Genomic DNA, 19531 nt, shown 5'->3' on the forward strand with positions numbered 1-19531 from the left:
GCAAGGGCAAAAGCTAATAGTGATAACGGCACGAGATAATGGTAACCGCATGATCGTCAATGGCGTAGACCAGTCGGTTGGTATCATCGATACGCCGCGACCAAAAACCAGCTAAATTTTCCTTTAACGGTTCTGGTTTACCAATGCCTTCAAAGGGAGATCGTCGAACGTCGTTGATCAGCTTGTTGATTCGTTTCAGCGTCTTTTTGTCCTGGGTTTGCCAAAATAGGTAATCGCTCCAGGATTCGTCAGTCCATGACAGTAAACGATTACTCATCCATCAAGTCTCTGTGGCTTAGCTTACCTGCTTTGAATTGTGCAATGGAGCGATTCAAATGCTCCGCATTTGCCGGTGAACGGAGTAAGTGCACCGTTTCCATCAGGCTGTTGTAGTAGTCTAGCGACATCACCACAGCATCTTCCGCATCACGGCGGGTAATCACCGCTGTATCTGCGTCATTTACGACGGAGTCTAATACCGCTTTCAGGCTATTTCTTGCTTCTGTAAAAGACACAATTCTCATAGAGCCTCCATATGTACGTTTTACAGTACAAGTATAACCTTAACCTCTGACATGTACAATATAACGCACAGGTTGGTGATGGCAGTTATTGTCTATATCGAGCGCGGAAAGTCGCGCCGCGGTTTAGATCCTGGCCGGCAGCTAGTTTGTCGGCGGATAAAGTTTATAGGCGATGCGCCATGTCACAAGGCTTCGGTACAGCGCTATCTTCTGACTATCCTGGTGACCACTGCTGCAGCACATGCGACTACTGAAAACTGCCCTGCCATTTGCAGCGCGAGTTTCGGCCAGAAATTAATTTCTTCAGTAAAAAGTGGATGCCACAGATACACCAGCGACAAATTACCAGGGTAAAGGAACAGCCGAATGCCCGGCATAGGGCCGCCCCAAAAATCCCACAGTTGCCAGCTTAACGCAAAGGCAACCAAGCCGATCACGACGGATACCGCCCCCGATAGAATAGCTATGGTCGATGTTTTAAGTTGGCTCATTGGTCCCCGTAATGCCGCCAACATCCGCGGCTTTGTAGCGAAGGCGAAGACTCAACGAAAAAGCTGTCGCTGTGATTGGCCTCGTTGGGGCTATTGACGTATAATTGTACGGAAATTCCGTACGTCAAGGTACCTTTATGGATACGATCAGTGTAAACAAATTCAGAGACAACCTGAAGAGTGTTGTAGAGCAAGTGGTTAGCAGACATGAGCCGCTCAAAGTTACTCGACGAGCCGGAGAGGCTTTCGTTGTGATGAGCGCCGATGACTGGGAGCAAGAACAAGAAACCCTTCACGTTCTCCAAAGCAAGAGTCTCATGCAGCAGATTGCCGACTCTCTTGCAACTCACACCTGTGGAAAAGGCTATAAGCCGACTAGCGAGCAGATGGATGAGATCACTGGTCTTTGAAGGCAACACCTGGGACGCGTATGAGGTTTTGCGTGAAAAAGACAAACGATTACACAAGGCCTTGTGCAAATTGCTCAAGGAAATGCTGCGATCAGATGACCCTTCTTCCGGCCTGGGAAAACCTGAACCACTAAAGCACAACCTCTCAGGCCTGTGGTCTAAGCGAATATCACAGAAAGATCGTTTAATATATCGGTTCGACGAAAAGTCCATTTATATCTTCGCTATTGGTGGTCACTACGACCAGCCCTAACGCCCGCCATAAAGGCGAGCAACTTGTTGCGAGTCGAGCCACGGAGTGGCGTTTGGATGGCGATTGTTAGGAACTAGCCAAATAGTCACGACAAGAATTAAGAATCTCATCAACTTTTTCTCTAATAGGTGCTTTAACCTCTATCGATTCGAGTTTTGAGCCCGGGCCGAGAACATCTCCGACAGAACCTTTAAAAATATTCTCTACAATTGAATCTTCTTGTTGATTTAAAGGCTGGATGTCATCTGGTGCCGATTTACCAAGCGCATTGTAAATATACCAAGTAACGCTATTGGCATACTTAATGCCCAATTCAGAGCTGAGGAAGTCATCAGAAATCTGCAACTGTTCAGAACTAAAATTCTGCTGCAAAATGGACTGGTACGATTTAGCCAAAATATTCACGTCGATTCTGTCAATACACTCTGCAAACTCTTTTGTCGCAAGACCTTTCTCAGCCCCATCAATTATTGATAACTTTATTCCGCCAAAGCTTACATCGGCTAAAAATTTTGAAGTTGCACTAACATCATTGTCTCCAGATGAAATTAGTAAAAATGAAATAGAAAGTGCCAGACCGAGGTAGTTCATAATAATTCCTAACGCCCGGCGCAACGGGCCATTTGGAGCGATGAAGGAGCGGAAAATGGGTCCGCCTGCCGCCGTTTGTTAGGCATTTATCTGGTTTTTTCCTCAAACCACTTTTCGAGTTCGACACTGGCAGCAGTATCAGTAAGATTGAGGTCCAGTATATAGTAGGGGGAGCCAACTGGCTGCCCACATCTTAACTGGAGCCAACGTGATTTATCTTTTGATTGGAACTGATATTGTTCGCTCCAATTCATTTTTTGGTTGAAATCTTTAGATAGCTGACCACTTAACTGTCTCAGTGAAGTTATGCATTGTTCAGATGACTCAAAGCTTCTATGAGTAGTAATTTGAAATACCGCCCCATTGAAAAGCGAAATCCGCATCGTAAAGTCGTTAAAAATTCCGTTGTAGTGTGATTTTGCAGGAGCATGAATAATTTTAACGGGAGCCTCATCACCAAGATATCTATTGCCAAGCAGCTTAATTTGAGCTTCTTTAAAAGGTTTGCCAATATGAACTCCAAAGATCCTTTCAACATCATTGTCGCTGTAAGCCAATGATGAAGTGCTAAATAGAACCAACAAAAGTAGACTCTTCATATTTGATCCTAACGCCGTGCTCTGCGGAAATTTAGGAGCGCCAGCGAGTAAATTTTCCATAGCAGCACCTTGTTAGTTTCACATTTCAAACACACTGCCAAAGCTCTCTCCATTTCGAACCCGTTCTAGTTTTTGATAAAGCTGTAGCGGCTCGAAATTATTAACTGCCATTCTTGATGCAACATAGTTTTCATGTGTGTTTGTACCACCAAAAAATTCTCTGCCGGTTTTCAATTGTTTGACGGAGTCTATGGCTTCTTGGCTGATATCAATATTTTCAATTAAGAATGGCTTTCTGTGATCCACGATTAAGGCCACCCCTTCATTGAACCAAACGGGAATTTCTAGCCAATGATTTAGCCATCCAACTCTTTGTCCAACTTCTGCATGCACCAGCTCATGCGCGGCAACATCTACATTTTGCCCTTTAGGGCCAAGGATTATGCAAGTGCCCATTGGGGTATAGTAAGCTGTTGCAGTTGAGTTAGCTCCAAAGTTGCTTGCTTCAGCTTTATTACCCACAATTACTATTTTGGGGGTAGCGATCATTTCGCCAAATGTTGCATCTACTCTTTGTCTACCGTCTATGATGCTTCTTAAAGCTTCCTCTATATTTTCAACGCTGGGGGATACAAAAACATTTGGAGCGACTTGCTCATAACCTTTAAATCCCACAGCTTCACAGGCCAACGCATGTCTCTGAGAAAAAACACCAGCGAGTGCAACTAACAAAAAGCAGGCGAAGACAACAATTTTAATTCTTTGCATGATGCTCCCTCGTGAAACTAACGCCGCGTTAAGGGGTGAGCAACGCCAACTACCAACTCACCGCATTACACTAAAAACTAATAAAATCAATGCATAACGAAAATGCTACGCGTTGCGAATCCCTCTTTAACGCCTTGTTAGGGCTCAGTTACCCAGCGATACTAGTTCGTCTAACTCACTCTGCAAGCGAGCAGTTCGTTCAAAAACTAAAGTTTCGAGTTCCGAGTAATATATCAATGGGTATATAGATCCCCCTTTGTACATATCAGCTACTGATCTCGCATGGGCTTCGATATACTCGTTCCACTTTGCCTGTGCACACCCGTATGCTTCGGTGTGGTCACTATCTAGCTTACTCATTAATTGAGCGTAAACCTCGTTCATTTTAATTAATGAACGATTGTAACTATCCGAAGCCATTTGGTTCATTTCAGTTTGAGTAATATGCTCAGTGCTACTCGCCTGCATATGAGAAACCGATTTGGTGTTTAAATCAAAAACATGACTTTGCACCGCGCTACTTTTTTCTGTGAGCATAGATCCAAATTGGTTTAAGCCTGAGATATCTAAACCTTGCTCACTCATTTTTTTATGTATATCTAGAACTTTTTGATGCTTATCCAAAATTTCTAATTCAGGCTTTGATTCGATTTTTCGCTTTATAAGATAACCAATGCCCGTCATGAGAGCTCCTAGTAGAACGAAGCCCAACTTTTCTATCATTTCATTCATTTACACTGAATCTTCCTATGAGCCCTAACGCCTTTCTAAGAGGCGAGTAATTGTTGGCTAAAATGTGTAGCGAAGCGGAACCGAGCCAACTGTTACGAGTCCTGCTTGAGCAACTTGTTAAACGTCATTTGACTCGAAGTTTCCTGCTAAATCGGTTTGTCCCCAACGAATATAGCCAGTATCAAAAATCCTGCTATGAAAATCAGACTGGTCTATAAAAAAACCTTGCCTTGAAACCGATTCAAAGTTTAATTTATTGTCATACTCATTGAAGTTTGAGTTTATAACAAACTTCTTTTCGTCGACTAATTCTATTCCAAGAATAAAATGAGGAAATAAAGCACCTTTTACTGAAACTTCCTGTTGCTTTGGAAATAATCCTGTAGATTTATATGTGGGTAGCCTGAGAGCATTGACTATTCGTTGATGATGATCAGCAACCCATGGTGCTATTGCATGCACATGAAAAGGTTGTGGAATAAAATAGTGAAATATTATTCTTGAACTATTCCTATTTACTGCTTTAGAAAAACCACGAGCAATTCTCCTATCTGTTGTAGTTGAAACAAACATTGTTTCTTTACGAATTCCCGCAGATCCTGCGATATGTAGAAAATATAGGAAATAATCTCTAGCCTTTAGCTTAGTTTCAGAGGTATAGGCTTGATTTATCCTTTGTAAAAAATCGTGTTGATTATGCTGATTTAGAAAGAAATCCCTAAACTCCCTAGATGTGTTCTTATTTACTTGACTTAAAACTCTGGGATCTTCTAAAGACTCACAAATACGTCTATAGATAAACAATAGGGTTTCATCAGAGCAATCATTTATGCCTGTGAGGAAATTTCTTTCCGTATTAAAAGTATCAACTGAAAAATGTCTGGCTTTATCACCAAAGTAAAAAGCGCGTTCGAACACTTCATTCGTTTCAATTCCCAAACCACCACTAGTTAAACGCCTCCTAATATTGCGCTGCTCTTCTCCTCGAAATAAAAATAGCAAACGCCCAGCCTTATCCTGTTCAGATAAAAAAGATTTAAGGCTTAAGAAGCGTGTTCTTAACTCTTCGCTTATCGGCTGTAAGTTATTATCAACGTACTCCATACCCTTCCTTGACGTTTAACGCCCGGCTTTGGGGCGGGCTTGGAGCCGCGCAGCGGCGGAAAGGCCGTCCCAGCCCCGAAGGGGCGACAACAGCCGATTGTTATGTGATTTGCAGGCGCGACTAAACACCAGATTTCACCATATCCCTGATCTTTATTGCCTTTTCGAAATGATCCAATTTGTGAGTCTCAATCCACCACCGGGCTGCTTCCATAAGCACTTCTGGCTGATCATTTCTATTTTTGAAGAATGCGTAAAACGAGAGGCCGACTCCTGAACCTTTCTGATCGATTTTGTGATCACATACTTCTACAATTTTTTCTCTTAGCTCTTTCCGCAAAACAGTATCCCTATGCTGGATTGATCACATAACGCTTTGCACAGCGGCGCGAGGAACGAGCGTCCGGTGCCGCAGGCACGAACTGCTGCAACTTGTTAGCCCTTGGGCATATTTGATACAGGCATGTTAACTCCTAACCCAGCAAGCTGTTTACCCATAGGACTACGCTGAAATTCAGAGAACTCGCAGGCTAGTCTTAGCATAAGTTCAAGCTTGTCGGCCGTCATTCCTTTTTGACCTCGACACTCAAGATGTAGAGACAACATTTCTGTCAAATCGTGACCTCTTGACAAAGACCAACTTGAAGATGCTTCTCGATCAAGGCGTTCAGCCACCTCAATAAGATCGTCAGTATACTCACGATAATTGGACCATCTGGGTAATGCTTTTAAGAGTTCATTCTGATCAAAAGAGATATCTTTAGGATTGAAAAATGCTCGGATATCCAGCCCATTTAGAACACTTGATCTTAGATTATGCTCTTTTTGAACTATAATGTCTGCCGCACGAAGACTTCCAGTGACACGTGACGCACGCTCCAAACGATCTCGCAGATTATCTGCTTCGTTGATATCAATATCCAAGTTAACTAAAACCTTTTCAAAGGCGCTAGTATTTATAAGAAAAGACTCTAAGTCATTGTAATGAAGTCGATTTTCAGTGAAGCAAAAAGAATTGTAGATAAAACTCGGATGATTATGCAGTTTATGTCCGGCAATGAAATCAAAGTCAACATCGGCTAGAAAGCACAGGAAATCATAGTCACAATACGGCTTCATTTGTGAAGCGCTATATACACGACTCACCAATGACTTGCCATCAAGCCCGTCAAATCGAATCGATGCATTCGCGCAAAGCCATTGACTTAGAAAGCGCTTATCACACACACCTTCTACAACGGCAGTGCGTATTTCTTTACTTCGATACATTTGCAATGCGTTATTAAGGAGATTCTTGGGATCTTTTTGATACTTACGGAGTGAGCTCATATATTACACTCCATAGCTGTCTTGGCTGCCAACCTCTCGATGCTGTTCAGCAAGCTCGATCACGCTCTCCCATCTATCCCCTATTAGTATTGGAGAGTGTGTTGCTAGAAGTACTGTAAAGCCATTAACTTTTCGAATTTCTTCAAGAATTGAAAGGAACTTCTCTTGCCATTCAGGATGAAATGAAATCTCTGGCTCATCAATAAGAACAAGCGAACCCCTAGTCGTACTAAACACTAGCTTTCCTATCAGGACAATTAAGTGTTGCTCACCGGAGGATAATACTGACAGAGATAATACCTGCTTTTCTCCATCACAAACTCTAACAACAATACCCTCGTCAGCTGATGTTTCAATTTCTTTAAAGGCAATTAGGCTATTGATAGAACTACAAAAAACATCGAGGCGACGCGCTAGATCATCGAGTAAAGAAAATTTCTCACGAATGTCGTCCAAGTATGTTTTTAGTACCAGCATGCCAGCATTTTCCGAAGATTCAGCATGGACATTCAGTTGTTTTGTTGTTCCAGTATGAGGAACTAAGCCGAGTCGCGCATATCTCTCTTCATATTCCTGAACAGCTTTTATAGATTCAACAATAGCCTCCCTAGCCGGTGATACCCCTTCTTTTAAAGACTCCATTAGCCGAGTTGGAAAATTTGTCTCTTTTTTTCGACCCTCTTCAAACTGATTTCGAATAGCAAACTGAATTTTATCTTGAATATCTTTCGCTAGAGCCCCTACCATTAAACTACTTTTAGCTGCTGCATGCCCTCGAATATCGAAATCTTCTTCAAATTTTAGGCGGTTAGTGGGGATGGAAAATACCTTTATTGATCTTCGTGCTTTTTCTAGCCACTCATCGCGTTTAATATTCCTCCTGAATATTGGATGATCACCATATCGAGACAGTATTTCAGCACGATCAAATACCTCCCCAGTACGATCATGTCGCCATGTTTTTGGTCCAATCCTCGTCAGGAATGGCAAGGCTCTTTCAACTACAAATGATCGCTGGGCCCCATCTTGATTCCCAAATGGGTCTTTTATTTTCGTTTCATTAGATCCGGAACGAATTGTGACTTGATTATTTTCAAGGTCATCATCGATATGGAGTATTTCGATAACATCATTATCCGACAAATAAAAGCGAATACTTCCAAAATTCTCCCTGATAAAATAGTAATGATCGCCTGAAGCAAAACTGCTAATTATCTTTAATATTGTTGACTTCCCGTACCCATTTGGTGCGGTTAATATAGATATATTTGTTTCATTATCATAGAGGTTAATGGTGTAGTCAAAGCGACCAAAGAGCTTATCAATCTCTATTCTTTCAATTATTTTTTCCATGAATCCCTCTAAAATAGATTGCGGTAAAATTTCTGACGTAAGGCTAACGCCGCCAGCACGCGCGGCTTTGCAGTGGAGGCGAAGCCGCAACGGAAAAGACGTCGCTGTGACTGGCCTTGTTATAACTCAATGCTCGTGACCACTGTTTTGCTTAAGTTTTTGAAGCCGGTTCTTTCATACTCAAGAACCCAATTTGTTTCAAGCGTAATTGGTAACTTCTTGGATTGAATATTCCCAAACACGATTTTTGTAACATCCACGGGATTATGAGCCGCAAAGAAATAAATAGAACCGTCAATGTAGCCAGGCACCGGATTGATTGGAAATATGAACTCCTTCCCCTCAAGCTCCACCGGATTCCGTGGAATACGAACACAGTCGAGGCGGATACATGTATCCACATTTTCAGCATAACCATCTAAGTTCAATTCAAAAGGCGCAACATCAACTTCAATGGAGACGTTTCCGTCTTTCCCTTGAATCTTGGCTTTTGTGAAAACAATTTTCTGTATCGGAAATTCTTCCATGCTTCACTCTGAGTTATAACAGCTTGATAGTTTGTAAAGTCCCTTCTTTCCGCGCGGGATTTTGCCTTCTATCTTTTTTTGATGAAATTAAACTAGCGAAAAACTTGCTGATAAGCAACAGAATTTTAACGATGAGCTGGTATGTGAGTGGTAATTGCTGGGTTTCTACTTGCGATTCGCTGGTTAACTGCTGGTTTACTTTGAACTGAGTGTTTGTACAGTCTTAGCTAGCTGACTTTTGGCACTAAAAAAACCGCTGCAGCGGTTTTTTTAGTGGGGTAAGCGATGGAGCTTACAGCCGTTCCAGCATCGCTGCGGTGAAGTCGGTGGTGCCGTGGCTGCCGCCGAGGTCGCGGGTGGTGCGATCGCCGCTGGCAATTACATCGGTCAGGGCCGCTTTGATTTTCTCGGCTTTGTCTTTCATGCCCAGATGCTCCAGCATCTGAATCGACGCCAGGATCACCGAGCTTGGGTTAGCCAGGTTTTTACCGGCGATATCCGGTGCGCTGCCGTGCACGGCTTCGAAAATCGCGCAATCTTCACCAATATTGGCACCTGGAGCCATGCCCAGGCCGCCGACCAAGCCGGCGCACAAGTCAGACAGAATGTCGCCAAACAGGTTGGTGGTGACAATCACATCAAACTGCTGCGGGTTCATCACCAGCTGCATGCAGGCGTTATCAACAATCATTTCCTGCATCTGGATATCGCTGTACTGAGCCGCCACTTCGCGGGCCACTTTCAGGAATAAACCAGAGGTAGATTTCAGGATATTGGCCTTGTGCACCACAGTCACTTTTTGACGCTGCTCACGGCGTGCCAGCTCAAAGGCAAAACGCACGATGCGCTCGGCACCTTCACGGGTGATGATGCTGGTAGCCTCGGCGACCAGGCCATCTTCGGACACCACCTGGCCATGGCCGGAGTACATGCCCTGGGTGTTTTCCCGGATGGTGATGATATCGATGTTCTCGTAACGGGCTTTGGTGCCTTTGAACGAAATCACCGGCCGTACATTGGAGTACAGATTGAATTTTTTACGCAAGGTCACATTGATGGAGGTAAAGCCCTCGCCAACTGGCGTGGTCAATGGCCCCTTTAAGGTGATTTTGTTGCGGGCAATGGCGTCTAAAGTTGCTTCTGGCAGCAGCTCGCCGGTTTTTTCCAGCGCAGTTAAACCCGCATCAACGTATTCGTACTGAAAATCACAGCCGGCTTTATCGAGAATTTGAATGGCTGCTTCAACAATGCTTGGACCGATGCCATCACCTTTGATGACCGTAATGGTTTGGGTGCTCATGAGAAACCTTATAATTTGCTTTCGTGGAATTGGGGGCTGGGCGAAGAGGCCCAAAATCGCGGCAAATTATAGCATTTTTTCCGGATATGATACCAGTTTGTAGGAAGGTTACTTGATATACGACCTTAGTCTTAGCTTTATAGCGCTAAAATTAAGTAATAAAACTACATTGACAGCGTAAGTGGGTAGTAGCAATGTTGCAACAGGCTGTCAGGGAGCTGCTCTGTTAGTTGGCTGCCCGGATCATTGTGCAGCATTAACCGATCACAGCATTGCCAGGCAGCATGCAATTGCTGGCTGTAGTGGCTTACTTGATCGGACTGAGAATGGGCACTGGCCGGGATACGAAAATGCAGCACCGCTTTTTGCAGTGCTTTGGGTTGCTGGTAATGATGAAACAACCACTGTATCCGCTTTAGGTAGCTATCGGATTGCCATAGCTGCTGTTGACAAAGCTTGTGCAGGTGCTGGCAACTGACAGGGGTAAAGCCCGCCAGATAACGCAGTGCACTGAGTTGCCAGAGCGGCAGACAAAGCAGCCAGCTGATTAGCTCCAGCTGAGCGGTCGGCAGGTCCAATTGTTGCTCGGTTAACGCCTGCTGCAGCAGTTGCCGCAGTTGCAACAGCCAGTGATGATAGGGCTGATGTTGTTGCACGGCAAAACGTTGGCATTGGATTTGTGACAACAGCCAGGGCAGCTGTGCATGGCCTAACAATAAAAGTGCATGTTTGACTTGATGGATGTCTTGTTTGCTACGGTTGGCTTTGCTGGCAGCGGCTAACAGCAAGCTGACACCAGCTTCATCCTGCTCCAGGATGGGAATGAGCCGTGCAGGCTCCAGCGCACAGAGCTGCTGAATGCTATTGAAATCCAGCGTTGCTGCAGAGGGTTTTCCTGGCAGTGATTGTTGGATTAAATCACTGTGCTCGGCTTTTCCAATGAGCTGCAACCAGTGCCAGTCATGAAAACCGGTCTTTTGCTGATAGGGCTCATCAGTGTGCTGGATGGCCTGCACTGGTCCTGTGAGCTGGCCCTGCTTTACTGGCAACACCAACCAGAGTTCCGCTTGCTTATCCAGCAACAGCCACTGTTGCTGCTCTTGCTGAAGCATCAGGCCACAATGCCAGAGCGCCGGGCCAATGCTTGCCAGGGATTCCAGCAACTGGTAGCTCGCCTGATCCTGTTGACGCCAAAGCATGACCCGCAGAGTGTGCAGCAGATCATCCGATGGCAGCAGTACCAGCTGGCGAGCAATCTGACGGGTTAGTTGCAGCGCAGTGCTAAAAGGATTTTGTTGCCAGGCAGGTTTGGTTTTTTCCGCATAGCAATGTTGCAGCCAATGTCGGCTATATGGCGCAAGGACTGCTTTGAAACGGCTTAAGCTGTAGTGGGCAGGGAAGTGCAGCAGCTTACTGGCTGTACGTTTGTCATCGGCTAACTGATTTACCGGCTCAGCCACTGCCGCCAAACTAAGCAAGGCGGTACTCAGCAGTTGCTGGTGAAGCTTATCAGACCATTGATGCGTTCTGCCAAGCAAATAAAGCAGGCAGCATTGTTTCATAGCTACTAACGTACAAAAAGGAGGTTGCACTGGATGAAACTGTAGCTGGGCATAGACGCCCAACTCAGTTTCGGCTGCACAGTCGATAAAAGTCTGGGCCAGTTGATCTGCCTGCTGTTGCAGTGCATCGGTTTTGCTAAGAGCGCTTGATGCCCGGTAAAAATCCGTGACGGCCCGATACAGCGGCTGCCAATTACCTGGCTCAGTGAGCGCTTGGGCGTTGTTGTTCATACAAGTCGATGGCCTCATTGCCTATGGCCACCAGTTGGCGGTCTATGAACAGCAAAGGTGTACACTCATCTTCAGTGGTGATGCCATCGGCGATAGCTCGATGTGTGCGGTAATACAGCAACTGATACACCACACCATCTTTGCGATAAGCGCGGGTAATATCCGGGCCACCGAGCCGTTCTATCACTTGTTGTTGCTGTACCTTCGGTTCTTGCTCCAGGCTTTGAATGTATTTGGCGTTAAAGGCTTCCCTGATTTGCCAATTCATTTGCTCAGGATCATCCGGGTAAAACCGAAGGATACCGGCGACAATAATAAAATACAGGGCGATGCCTGCCAACAGCAGTGCAAAAATCCTAAGCATGGGCCGGCTCCTGATTGGGGTAGCGTAACTGTTGCAGGTTCAGACCAAGCTCCATATCCGTTCGGGGCTGAAATAACTGCAAAAAACACTGAATATCGGCTTTGTGATCCGTGAGCTTTATGCGCATAGCTTTTGGACAATCTGGGTGCTGCAGGATTTCAGTAAAAGTATCACCCAGCTGCAATAACTCGAGCGCGGTTTTTGGTCCTATACCGGCAACTCCGGGAATATGGTTGGTACTATCGCCGACCAGGCTCCAGTAACGGATTAAACGCCTGGAAGGCACACCAAACTTTTGCTGGACATAGGTTTCATCCAGATACTCACGGCGGAAGTGATCATACAGCTTTACCCCGCTATCCAGCAGAGGGCAATAGCCTTTATCTGTGGAGACCACAGTGACGGCTTGTTGATGTTGCCGCATTTTCAGTGCCAAAGAGGCAATGATATCATCGGCTTCATAGCCCTCTTGCTTATGAATGGCAATGCCAAGCTGCTGGATATGCTGTTGCAGTTCTGGTAGGGCTTGTTGCAGTATGGCTGGCATTGGACTGCGGTTGGCTTTGTAATCCGGGTACAACTGATGACGCCAGGTGGCTTGCTGGCTGTCAAATACCAGCAGCAAATGGCTTGGCTGGCACTGCTCGATAATGGTTCGCAGCGCTTTTTCCACCGCATGTGTGGTGTTTTTCATCAGTTGCTGGCGGGTGCTTTCAGTCAGTTGATCAGGCAAAGGCAGGTAAGGCCGCTCCTGCGCTGCGTAGAGCCGCCTAATCAGATTCATCGCATCAATCAACACCAGATGAGTCATGGTTCTATTGTATGATCCTGTAACAAGGCTCGTAGGTGCTGCCTGGCAGCTTCATGCGCCCTTGCTCTACAAAAGCTTGCAGTAAGCGATCCATCATGCGCATCAGCTCGGGTTCACCACTTAACTGAAATGGACCTTGCTGCTGAATTGCTTTGATGCCTTCATCTTTTACATTGCCTGCAACAATGCCAGAGAAGGCCCGTCGCAAATTAGCGGCCAGTGTTGCGGTATCTTGCTGGCGGTGCAAGTCCAGTGCGGCCATATTGGCATGGTTCGGGACAAATGGTTGCTGAAAGTCTTTTTCAATCTTCAGCGTCCAGTTGAAGTGGTAAGCATCGCCGACCTGACGCCGATAATCACGCACTTCCTGACATCCTGCTTTCAAAGCTCTGGCCACAGCGGCCGGATCATCAATAATCACCTGCACCAGATCCAGCGCCTGCTGACCTAATGTTTGCTCAATAAAGTGAATTATTTCTTCAAAGTAGCCTTCACTGCTTTTCGGACCAGTCAGGATCACCGGTAGCTTTTGTGCTTTGTTCTCTTCGTGCAGCATAATACCTAACAAATACAATAGCTCTTCAGCAGTTCCGGCACCGCCTGGGAAAATAATAATGCCATGAGCGACCCGGACAAAAGCTTCCAGGCGTTTTTCAATATCCGGTAAAATGACCAGTTCATTGACGATAGGGTTGGGTGGCTCAGCTGCGATGATACTGGGCTCGGTCAAGCCAAGGTAGCGGCCCTGACTGATTCGCTGTTTGTTGTGCCCAATGGTCGCGCCTTTCATTGGACCTTTCATGGCGCCAGGGCCACAACCAGTGCAAATATTCAGGCCGCGCAGACCAAGTTGATAGCCAACATCCTTGGTGTACTTATACTCTGCTTCTTTAATCGAATGACCGCCCCAACAGACGATCATGGTCGGCTCTGTATTGCAACCCAGCACCTGCGCATTGCGCAAAATATCAAACACACTGTGGGTGATGTGTGCGCTACTGGTCAGATCCAGCCGGTTGGCATTGATTTTAAGCTGGGTATGGTAAAACAATATATCGCGTAATACAGCGAACAGATGCTCGTGAATACCCCGTATGATCTGACCATCGACAAAGGCGTCTTTGGGTGGATTAAACAGCTCAATTTTAATGCCGCGTTCACGGCTGATAAGATTGACGGAGAAGTCTTTGAATTGCTGATAGATTTCAGCTGAGCTGTCGGTATGGCTGCCTACGTTTAGTACCGCCAGGCAGCAATTGCGAAACAGCTGAAAGGCTTCTTTGTTGGTGGTTTGCTTTAGTCGGTCTACTTCGAGCTGGGAAAGCAAACTCATTGAGCCAACTGGATTTAATTGGACATGCATAAAAGGCTCCATGGCCGTGCTGTTATTTGTGCACGGATTTAAGTACTACCTTGTCCCTGCCTGCATGTTTAGCCTCATACAAGGCCTCATCGGCCCGGTCAAAGGCAGCCCGGACATTATCGTGTTCGGTTAATTGCGTCGCACCAAACGACAGGGTGATAGGTACTTTTTTGTTTTTGAATTTGAATGGGATCTTTTTAATTTTTTCCCGTAGATTATTCAGTGGTTTATCCAGCTCCGATAAACTGGTTTCAGGAAACAGGATGACGAACTCCTCGCCACCGTAGCGTGCAATAAAATCGGTTTCACGCAGGCTCTGCTTTAAAGCCCGGGCAATAACTTTTAAGGTTTTATCGCCTGCACTGTGGCCATAGTTGTCGTTGATACCTTTGAAGTAATCGACGTCAGCCAAGGCGACACAAAGAGGAGTGCCATATCGCTGATAGCGCTTTAATTCCAGCTCAAAGCGTTCATCAAATGCTGCTCGATTCGGGATCTCAGTCAGTGCATCCTGCAGGCTACGGAATTTTTGTTCGGCAAGTTTTTTCTGGAACTGTTGTGCTTCAGATTCCAGCTCTATTAAGCGATGTTCCATGGTTTTTAACGAGCTTAGCATCAGTTCACGTTCTTGCTTTTCGAGCAGTTCTTTTTCTGCCAATGAACTGGTGATTTCACTTAAACGTTCATTGACCAAACCTTTGAGCTGCTCCAGCGAAGTCGCATTTTTGCTGTCTTTGCCAAAGGCATCAATTTTAAGCTCCAACTGTCGACTGAGCTGGTTGAGCTTGCTGTGCAGTGAGCTGGACTGGCTAAGCGATGAAACCAGAGACTTTTGCACCTGCTCCAGCGTATCGTGCAGCTGCAACAAAAAATGCTGAGCTGATTGCCGTTCAGAGTTGATGCTGGCAACAATAATGGTGATGGTTCCCAGGCAGGCATTTAATAGCTCCTCAATGCCCAGGTGGTCCATCAGTGATTGGCGGATCTTTTCGATGTCGTTGGAGAACTGCTCGGCAAAGCTCATTTCTGTCAGCAGGTTGGTCAACTCAACCGAGATTTGTCGGCAAATATGGCCGTAACGATCCTGCTCCGGGTTGTCGGAGTCATCCAGGCTTTGCTTCGCTTGCAGCGCATTTTGATACAAACGGGCCAAATCAGTTAAATGCGGCAGGTAAGCGTGGATGGTCGGGGAGCTTTCGTTTACTTTAGTAAGTAAGGTGCGTAAGTCACGTCGTAACTGATCCGGCAGGCCTTTTTGCTGCTGCAGTAGTTGGCCTGCTTCCTTTAAACCATGTTGCAGTTTGCGCAAATCCTGCTCATTTTTGCTCTCGAGATGCCTTAAACCATCACTTAACGTTTGAACCAGCGGCAAGAGTTTTTCCAAGTCGGTGCCGCGAGCCAGCTCTAAACGAAGTTTGGCAAGCTTATTGTCAAGCTCAATATCAAGCCCCTTGCATGCGAGAGATAATCGGGAGACAAACTTGGCCAAAATTTTAAACTGACTTTCGTAGGTGTCTTCCAGTTGTTTGCGCGTTTTTAACGCATGCTCGAGTTGCTGTTTCAAATCATCTTGCAACGGCATCACCATGAATGATTATCAGAAAATGTCTACTGTGAGAGGTCAGATATAAGTATATATGCTAGCACAAGAATTGCGACTGTTGTTTGACATAGATGCGAATTATGCAAGGTAGCTGCGACCAAAAAAATAAGCCGGTGAGGGGAGCCGGCTTATTTTTGTAGGGTATTTGTCTGGCCAGCTCTCGGGCTGTCTTTGCCAAACAGGTTACTTACACAAATAGTAAGGTAACCAGGATTGCTCTTCTGTCGAGGTAAGGTGTTGCATGATGCTGTTCATCCATTGGCTGAATGCAGCTCAGTCCATCTGAACTGCTGAATGAATTATAAGCAAAAAAGCTTTGCTTTGAAAGTAAAACTGAAAGTTTTCATGCTGACTTTCAGTTTTAACTCAGGCGCTATTCCTGTAAGATCAATTTACTCAGTTACTTAGCTATTTTGTTTGGGCTGTCATTCTGAAAGTTTGTTCGTAATTTTTCAGGTGTTTGATTATTGCCTGGTCAGGCGGATCACCGGGACCGGATAGGGTTCACTGCTACGCAACGGGTTGATGTCCAGGCCTCCGCGGCGGGTGTAACGGGCATAAACAGCCAGAAACTCTGGTTGGCATTGTCGCCAGATATCGGTAAAGATCCGTTCAACGCACTGCTCGTGAAACTCATTGTGCTGGCGAAACCCTATCAGATAACGTAGTAAGGACTCATGACAAATGGCTTTGCCACGGTAGTGAAAAAAGACACTGGCCCAGTCTGGCTGATTGGTGATCAAACAATTCGATTTCAGCAAATGTGAAAACACCTTTTCATCCCTAGGGGCTGCGTCGGCCTTAAGCTTTAATTGCTCTGGCTGATACAGATATTCGGATACCTCGATATCCAGATCATCCAGGCAACTGCCCTGGATCCAGGTGGGTTGAAAGGGTTGTAATTCATTGACATTGTGCAGGGTTACATCAACTTTTGCGCCGGCACAGGCGGATAAATCCTGCTGCAGCAAACGAAACACCTGGCCTAAATCGGTAAAGCGGGTTTGATTTAAGCTGTTCAGGTAGAGCTTAAACGATTTGGATTCAATCAGATTCGGCGAATCAAAAGGTACTACAAAGGTAGCCAGAGCAACCACTGGTTTGCCTTTATGGTTTAACCAAGACAGCTCATACGCATGCCAAATATCCTGACCAATAAAGGGCAGCTCTTCGGTCAACTGCAATTCATTGCGACCAACCAAGCGAGGTACCGCCTGTAACAGCTCGGGGGCATAGTCGGATGCATAGCCGGTTACTTTACCCAGGCTTAATTGTTGCTGCAGTTCCGGCTCAAGCTTTGTCATGGCAGTTCCAGTCAGGTTAGAATGAGCACATTGTAACATACCGGCTGATGTTGGATCAGCCGAAAATAAGGATGAATTGCATGGATTTGGCCACCAGTTGGCAGGATTTTATTGAACGTACGCTCGCCTGGTCGCAGCAACAGCAGCAGTCTTTGCTGACAGAGCGTGACAAGGTGCTGCCATCGCCCTGTGAAATAAAAGCGCAAGGTGATGATCAGGTGCTTTGGCAGCCGGTGCTGCAACAACCAAGGCTGGATTTTAGTGCGGTGGAACAAGCTCTGGAGCTGGAGCTGCATGCCGATATCAAGGCCTTTTATGGTCTTTATTATGGGGGCGGCCTGGCAGCTGAGCATACTGAAGGTAAGTTATTGCTGCTGATGCCCTGGCATGAAGCCGATTGCGACCGTTTAAAAGAGAACATCATTGGCCATATCCTGATGAAACGGCGGCTGCGTCAGCGTGAAACTGTCTTTGTTGCCGTAACGGATGATGAGAATGTGATGGTATCGGTATTAAATGGCACCGGAGAGGTGTACGCCGAATCGGTTGGTAAGGAAGTAAAACATAAACTGGCGGACTCGCTGGGTGAATTTTTGCAGCAGCTAACACCGGCTAATAGCGACGGTTTTTGACTGCTTTTCATCCAGCAAGGCCCGCCCTGCTGGATGGGTACTAACGAGCTACTGACAATCCCAGGCGATATTGGATACCAGCCGGCAGCTATCGCAACGAAACTGGAACAAACCATGCCAGCTGCCATCAAGTCCCCAGTCACTAGCACAGCCGGGGCACTTTTTGCAGGCCTCCTTGTTGCAATTGGGGCTACTGCCACTGTATAAATAATAATAACAGGTCTTGCCGCTCAGCTTTTCTACCTGCCTGGCCAGTTGCCTGCCTTGCTGGTTTAATGTGCTGTGCAGTTGCTGCAGTGCATTTTCGGCGCTTTTGGGCAGCACACGCTGCTGCTGCATTTGTATTTCATCCAGCGCCTGGTATTGCAGCTGCCAACGGATGAAAGCTTCGTAATCTGTTGTACTATCCGCGCCTAGCCGATACAAAGGCACAGGCGCAAAATGCTCACTGCAACGCAGCGGTGAGACTTGCTCAGCAAAATTAGTAAACACTATATAGCCTTCGGCGGGCTGGCAGGGATCGGTATGGCTGGACATCAAATCCTGTCCCAGCAGTTTTAACTTTGGGTAAGCCAGTCCAGCCTCAGACAAGGCTGCTAATGCCTGCTGTCCACGCTGACTATGATGCTGCGGTATCAGTGCATCTTCGGCGGGCAAAATTACCCGGCTGCAGAAATGATCGTTGGCAAAATAGGTAGGAAACTCCCGCCCAATCAACTGGCCTTGGAAAATCAGGGCCTCCAGATACTGCCGGATTTGCTGTTCTGCCTGGCTGTAGCTGGTATCGCTAACCAGCCGAAACTGCAGCTCAGCCAGCCACATGTGAAGTTCCCTGACTCTCCAGCAGTGCCAGCCGCTGCTCCAGCAGAGCTATTCTGGCTTCCAGGTGCTCAATACGATGTGCCATGGGCTCTGTGTGAGGTTGTGATGCAGCAACCGGCTCTTTTGCTATCTTGGTGTTGGCTGCTGTTTGTTTGGCTTCGGCAGGTAATTGTTTCCATTGCTGAAAAGCAGGCAATAAGTCTGCTGGTGGCACTTTACGTCCCAACCGACTGCGAAGTAGTGCCAGGCTGGGAGTTTTACCTTCCTGGATCAGGCATGCTGCTTCCTGACTTAGTAATTCCAGGGCTGTTGTGCTGTTCATTGGTGAAATCCGCTAGTTAATGGCCAAATCTTACATCAATTTTGCCCATGCTGGCATGATATAATTTTAAGTTATTGATTTATTTATCATTAAAAATTGGCCTTTTCCTTGCTTTGCCCCCTGTGCTCAAAAAATAAAAGGAGAAAAGAATGACTATGAAACATCTGCTGTTGGTATCTGCGCTGATCCTGCCATTATCTGGCTGTGTGGTGGCGGTGAATGGCTCGAAAGACGCGCGTTTTAATGAATCGGACTGGCGTCAAACCCAAAAAGCCAATCGCAGTTACATTAACCAGTTAACAACGGGGACCTCACTGGTGCAAGTGATGCAAGATCTGGGATCACCGGATTTTACGGAAGCTTTTCAGCAGGGGGATACCTCTGTGCAGGTGTTGTTCTATCGCACCCACCACAGACGCAGCGATGGCATGACCACCAAAGATGAATGCACACCGCTTATTTTTAGCAATGGCCGCTTAACTGGTTGGGGCGATAAAGCCTACGCTCAGCTGTAAAGCCTCGTGATGCAAGAGCCA

The 19531-nt window shown here is 46.2% G+C and carries 25 protein-coding genes; 4 read left to right on the forward strand and 21 right to left on the reverse strand.

The annotated features are described in order from the left end of the window. Positions 1 to 13: 13 nt before the first annotated feature. The 3 genes from JJU14_RS01740 to JJU14_RS01750 all read right to left on the reverse strand — a co-directional run bounded on the left by JJU14_RS01740 (position 14) and on the right by JJU14_RS01750 (position 1015). Positions 14 to 277: a Txe/YoeB family addiction module toxin gene (locus JJU14_RS01740; RefSeq protein ID WP_228610878.1), complete on the reverse strand. Its 264-nt coding sequence runs from the start codon at positions 275 to 277 to the stop codon at positions 14 to 16. Next, on the reverse strand, positions 270 to 524 hold the full coding sequence (locus JJU14_RS01745) for a type II toxin-antitoxin system prevent-host-death family antitoxin (RefSeq protein ID WP_228610879.1): 255 nt from the start codon (positions 522 to 524) through the stop codon (positions 270 to 272). Before JJU14_RS01745 ends, JJU14_RS01740 begins: the two co-directional genes overlap by 8 nt. 203 nt (positions 525 to 727) lie before the next feature. Then, positions 728 to 1015 (reverse strand): hypothetical protein, encoded by a 288-nt coding sequence (locus JJU14_RS01750; protein WP_228610880.1) that lies wholly within the window; start codon positions 1013 to 1015, stop codon positions 728 to 730. Between the two features lie 137 nt (positions 1016 to 1152). On the opposite strand from JJU14_RS01750, the gene JJU14_RS01755 reads away from it, so the two are divergent. Further along, positions 1153 to 1425: a type II toxin-antitoxin system Phd/YefM family antitoxin gene (locus JJU14_RS01755; RefSeq protein ID WP_228610881.1), complete on the forward strand. Its 273-nt coding sequence runs from the start codon at positions 1153 to 1155 to the stop codon at positions 1423 to 1425. Continuing rightward, positions 1406 to 1678 carry a Txe/YoeB family addiction module toxin gene (locus tag JJU14_RS01760; RefSeq protein ID WP_228610882.1) on the forward strand — a complete coding sequence of 91 codons (273 nt, stop codon included), beginning with the start codon at positions 1406 to 1408 and terminating at the stop codon, positions 1676 to 1678. Before JJU14_RS01755 ends, JJU14_RS01760 begins: the two co-directional genes overlap by 20 nt. Before the next feature lie 66 nt (positions 1679 to 1744). Here the strand turns inward: JJU14_RS01760 and JJU14_RS01765 are convergent, their stop codons facing one another. The 16 genes from JJU14_RS01765 to queF all read right to left on the reverse strand — a co-directional run bounded on the left by JJU14_RS01765 (position 1745) and on the right by queF (position 17219). Next, positions 1745 to 2269, reverse strand: a complete 525-nt coding sequence (locus tag JJU14_RS01765; protein ID WP_228610883.1) for a hypothetical protein — start codon at positions 2267 to 2269, stop codon at positions 1745 to 1747. Positions 2270 to 2355: 86 nt separating this feature from the next. Next, a complete protein-coding gene (locus JJU14_RS01770; RefSeq protein WP_228610884.1) occupies positions 2356 to 2928 on the reverse strand; it encodes a hypothetical protein in 573 nt (190 codons plus the stop codon). An 18-nt stretch (positions 2929 to 2946) separates the two neighbouring features. Continuing rightward, positions 2947 to 3636, reverse strand: a complete 690-nt coding sequence (locus JJU14_RS01775) for a hypothetical protein (RefSeq protein ID WP_228610885.1) — start codon at positions 3634 to 3636, stop codon at positions 2947 to 2949. A gap of 144 nt (positions 3637 to 3780) precedes the next feature. Beyond that, positions 3781 to 4320, reverse strand: a complete 540-nt coding sequence (locus JJU14_RS01780) for a lysozyme inhibitor LprI family protein (RefSeq protein WP_228610886.1) — start codon at positions 4318 to 4320, stop codon at positions 3781 to 3783. A 165-nt stretch (positions 4321 to 4485) separates the two neighbouring features. Further along, entirely contained in the window at positions 4486 to 5472 is a 987-nt protein-coding gene (locus JJU14_RS01785) for a hypothetical protein (protein WP_228610887.1), read from the reverse strand. Positions 5473 to 5593: 121 nt separating this feature from the next. Beyond that, positions 5594 to 5812 (reverse strand): DUF6500 family protein, encoded by a 219-nt coding sequence (locus JJU14_RS01790; protein WP_228610888.1) that lies wholly within the window; start codon positions 5810 to 5812, stop codon positions 5594 to 5596. A gap of 95 nt (positions 5813 to 5907) precedes the next feature. Beyond that, positions 5908 to 6801, reverse strand: a complete 894-nt coding sequence (locus tag JJU14_RS01795) for a hypothetical protein (RefSeq protein WP_228610889.1) — start codon at positions 6799 to 6801, stop codon at positions 5908 to 5910. A gap of 3 nt (positions 6802 to 6804) precedes the next feature. Then, on the reverse strand, positions 6805 to 8154 hold the full coding sequence (locus tag JJU14_RS01800) for an AAA family ATPase (RefSeq protein WP_228610890.1): 1350 nt from the start codon (positions 8152 to 8154) through the stop codon (positions 6805 to 6807). A 119-nt stretch (positions 8155 to 8273) separates the two neighbouring features. Further along, positions 8274 to 8681 (reverse strand): hypothetical protein, encoded by a 408-nt coding sequence (locus JJU14_RS01805; RefSeq protein WP_228610891.1) that lies wholly within the window; start codon positions 8679 to 8681, stop codon positions 8274 to 8276. A 292-nt stretch (positions 8682 to 8973) separates the two neighbouring features. Continuing rightward, positions 8974 to 9981, reverse strand: coding sequence for an isocitrate dehydrogenase (locus JJU14_RS01810; RefSeq protein ID WP_228610892.1), 1008 nt, complete (start codon positions 9979 to 9981; stop codon positions 8974 to 8976). A 164-nt stretch (positions 9982 to 10145) separates the two neighbouring features. After that, complete coding sequence (locus JJU14_RS01815) at positions 10146 to 11774, reverse strand: hypothetical protein (protein ID WP_228610893.1); 1629 nt, start codon at positions 11772 to 11774, stop codon at positions 10146 to 10148. After that, positions 11746 to 12138: a DUF3192 domain-containing protein gene (locus JJU14_RS01820; protein ID WP_228610894.1), complete on the reverse strand. Its 393-nt coding sequence runs from the start codon at positions 12136 to 12138 to the stop codon at positions 11746 to 11748. The genes JJU14_RS01815 and JJU14_RS01820 overlap by 29 nt, the downstream gene beginning before the upstream one ends. After that, entirely contained in the window at positions 12131 to 12949 is an 819-nt protein-coding gene (gene xni, locus JJU14_RS01825) for a flap endonuclease Xni (protein ID WP_228610895.1), read from the reverse strand. The genes JJU14_RS01820 and xni overlap by 8 nt, the downstream gene beginning before the upstream one ends. A gap of 4 nt (positions 12950 to 12953) precedes the next feature. Next, positions 12954 to 14312, reverse strand: a complete 1359-nt coding sequence (ppnN, locus tag JJU14_RS01830; protein ID WP_228610896.1) for a nucleotide 5'-monophosphate nucleosidase PpnN — start codon at positions 14310 to 14312, stop codon at positions 12954 to 12956. A gap of 22 nt (positions 14313 to 14334) precedes the next feature. Then, positions 14335 to 15894 carry a GGDEF domain-containing protein gene (locus tag JJU14_RS01835; protein WP_228610980.1) on the reverse strand — a complete coding sequence of 520 codons (1560 nt, stop codon included), beginning with the start codon at positions 15892 to 15894 and terminating at the stop codon, positions 14335 to 14337. A gap of 485 nt (positions 15895 to 16379) precedes the next feature. Then, a complete protein-coding gene (gene queF / locus JJU14_RS01840; RefSeq protein WP_228610897.1) occupies positions 16380 to 17219 on the reverse strand; it encodes an NADPH-dependent 7-cyano-7-deazaguanine reductase QueF in 840 nt (279 codons plus the stop codon). An 80-nt stretch (positions 17220 to 17299) separates the two neighbouring features. Between queF and syd the strand changes: the two genes are divergently transcribed. Further along, positions 17300 to 17851 (forward strand): SecY-interacting protein, encoded by a 552-nt coding sequence (syd, locus tag JJU14_RS01845; RefSeq protein WP_228610898.1) that lies wholly within the window; start codon positions 17300 to 17302, stop codon positions 17849 to 17851. 48 nt (positions 17852 to 17899) lie between these two features. Here the strand turns inward: syd and JJU14_RS01850 are convergent, their stop codons facing one another. Together JJU14_RS01850 and JJU14_RS01855 are read right to left on the reverse strand one after the other, a co-directional pair. Next, entirely contained in the window at positions 17900 to 18673 is a 774-nt protein-coding gene (locus JJU14_RS01850; RefSeq protein ID WP_228610899.1) for a DUF2310 family Zn-ribbon-containing protein, read from the reverse strand. After that, positions 18660 to 18995 (reverse strand): hypothetical protein, encoded by a 336-nt coding sequence (locus tag JJU14_RS01855; RefSeq protein ID WP_228610900.1) that lies wholly within the window; start codon positions 18993 to 18995, stop codon positions 18660 to 18662. Before JJU14_RS01855 ends, JJU14_RS01850 begins: the two co-directional genes overlap by 14 nt. Before the next feature lie 149 nt (positions 18996 to 19144). Here JJU14_RS01855 and JJU14_RS01860 point away from each other — a divergent pair, with 149 nt between their 5' ends. Beyond that, on the forward strand, positions 19145 to 19510 hold the full coding sequence (locus JJU14_RS01860) for a DUF3192 domain-containing protein (protein WP_228610901.1): 366 nt from the start codon (positions 19145 to 19147) through the stop codon (positions 19508 to 19510). Positions 19511 to 19531 lie beyond the last annotated feature (21 nt).

This window comes from Alkalimonas sp. (genome assembly GCF_020831925.1).
Taxonomy (GTDB): domain Bacteria; phylum Pseudomonadota; class Gammaproteobacteria; order Enterobacterales; family Alteromonadaceae; genus Alkalimonas.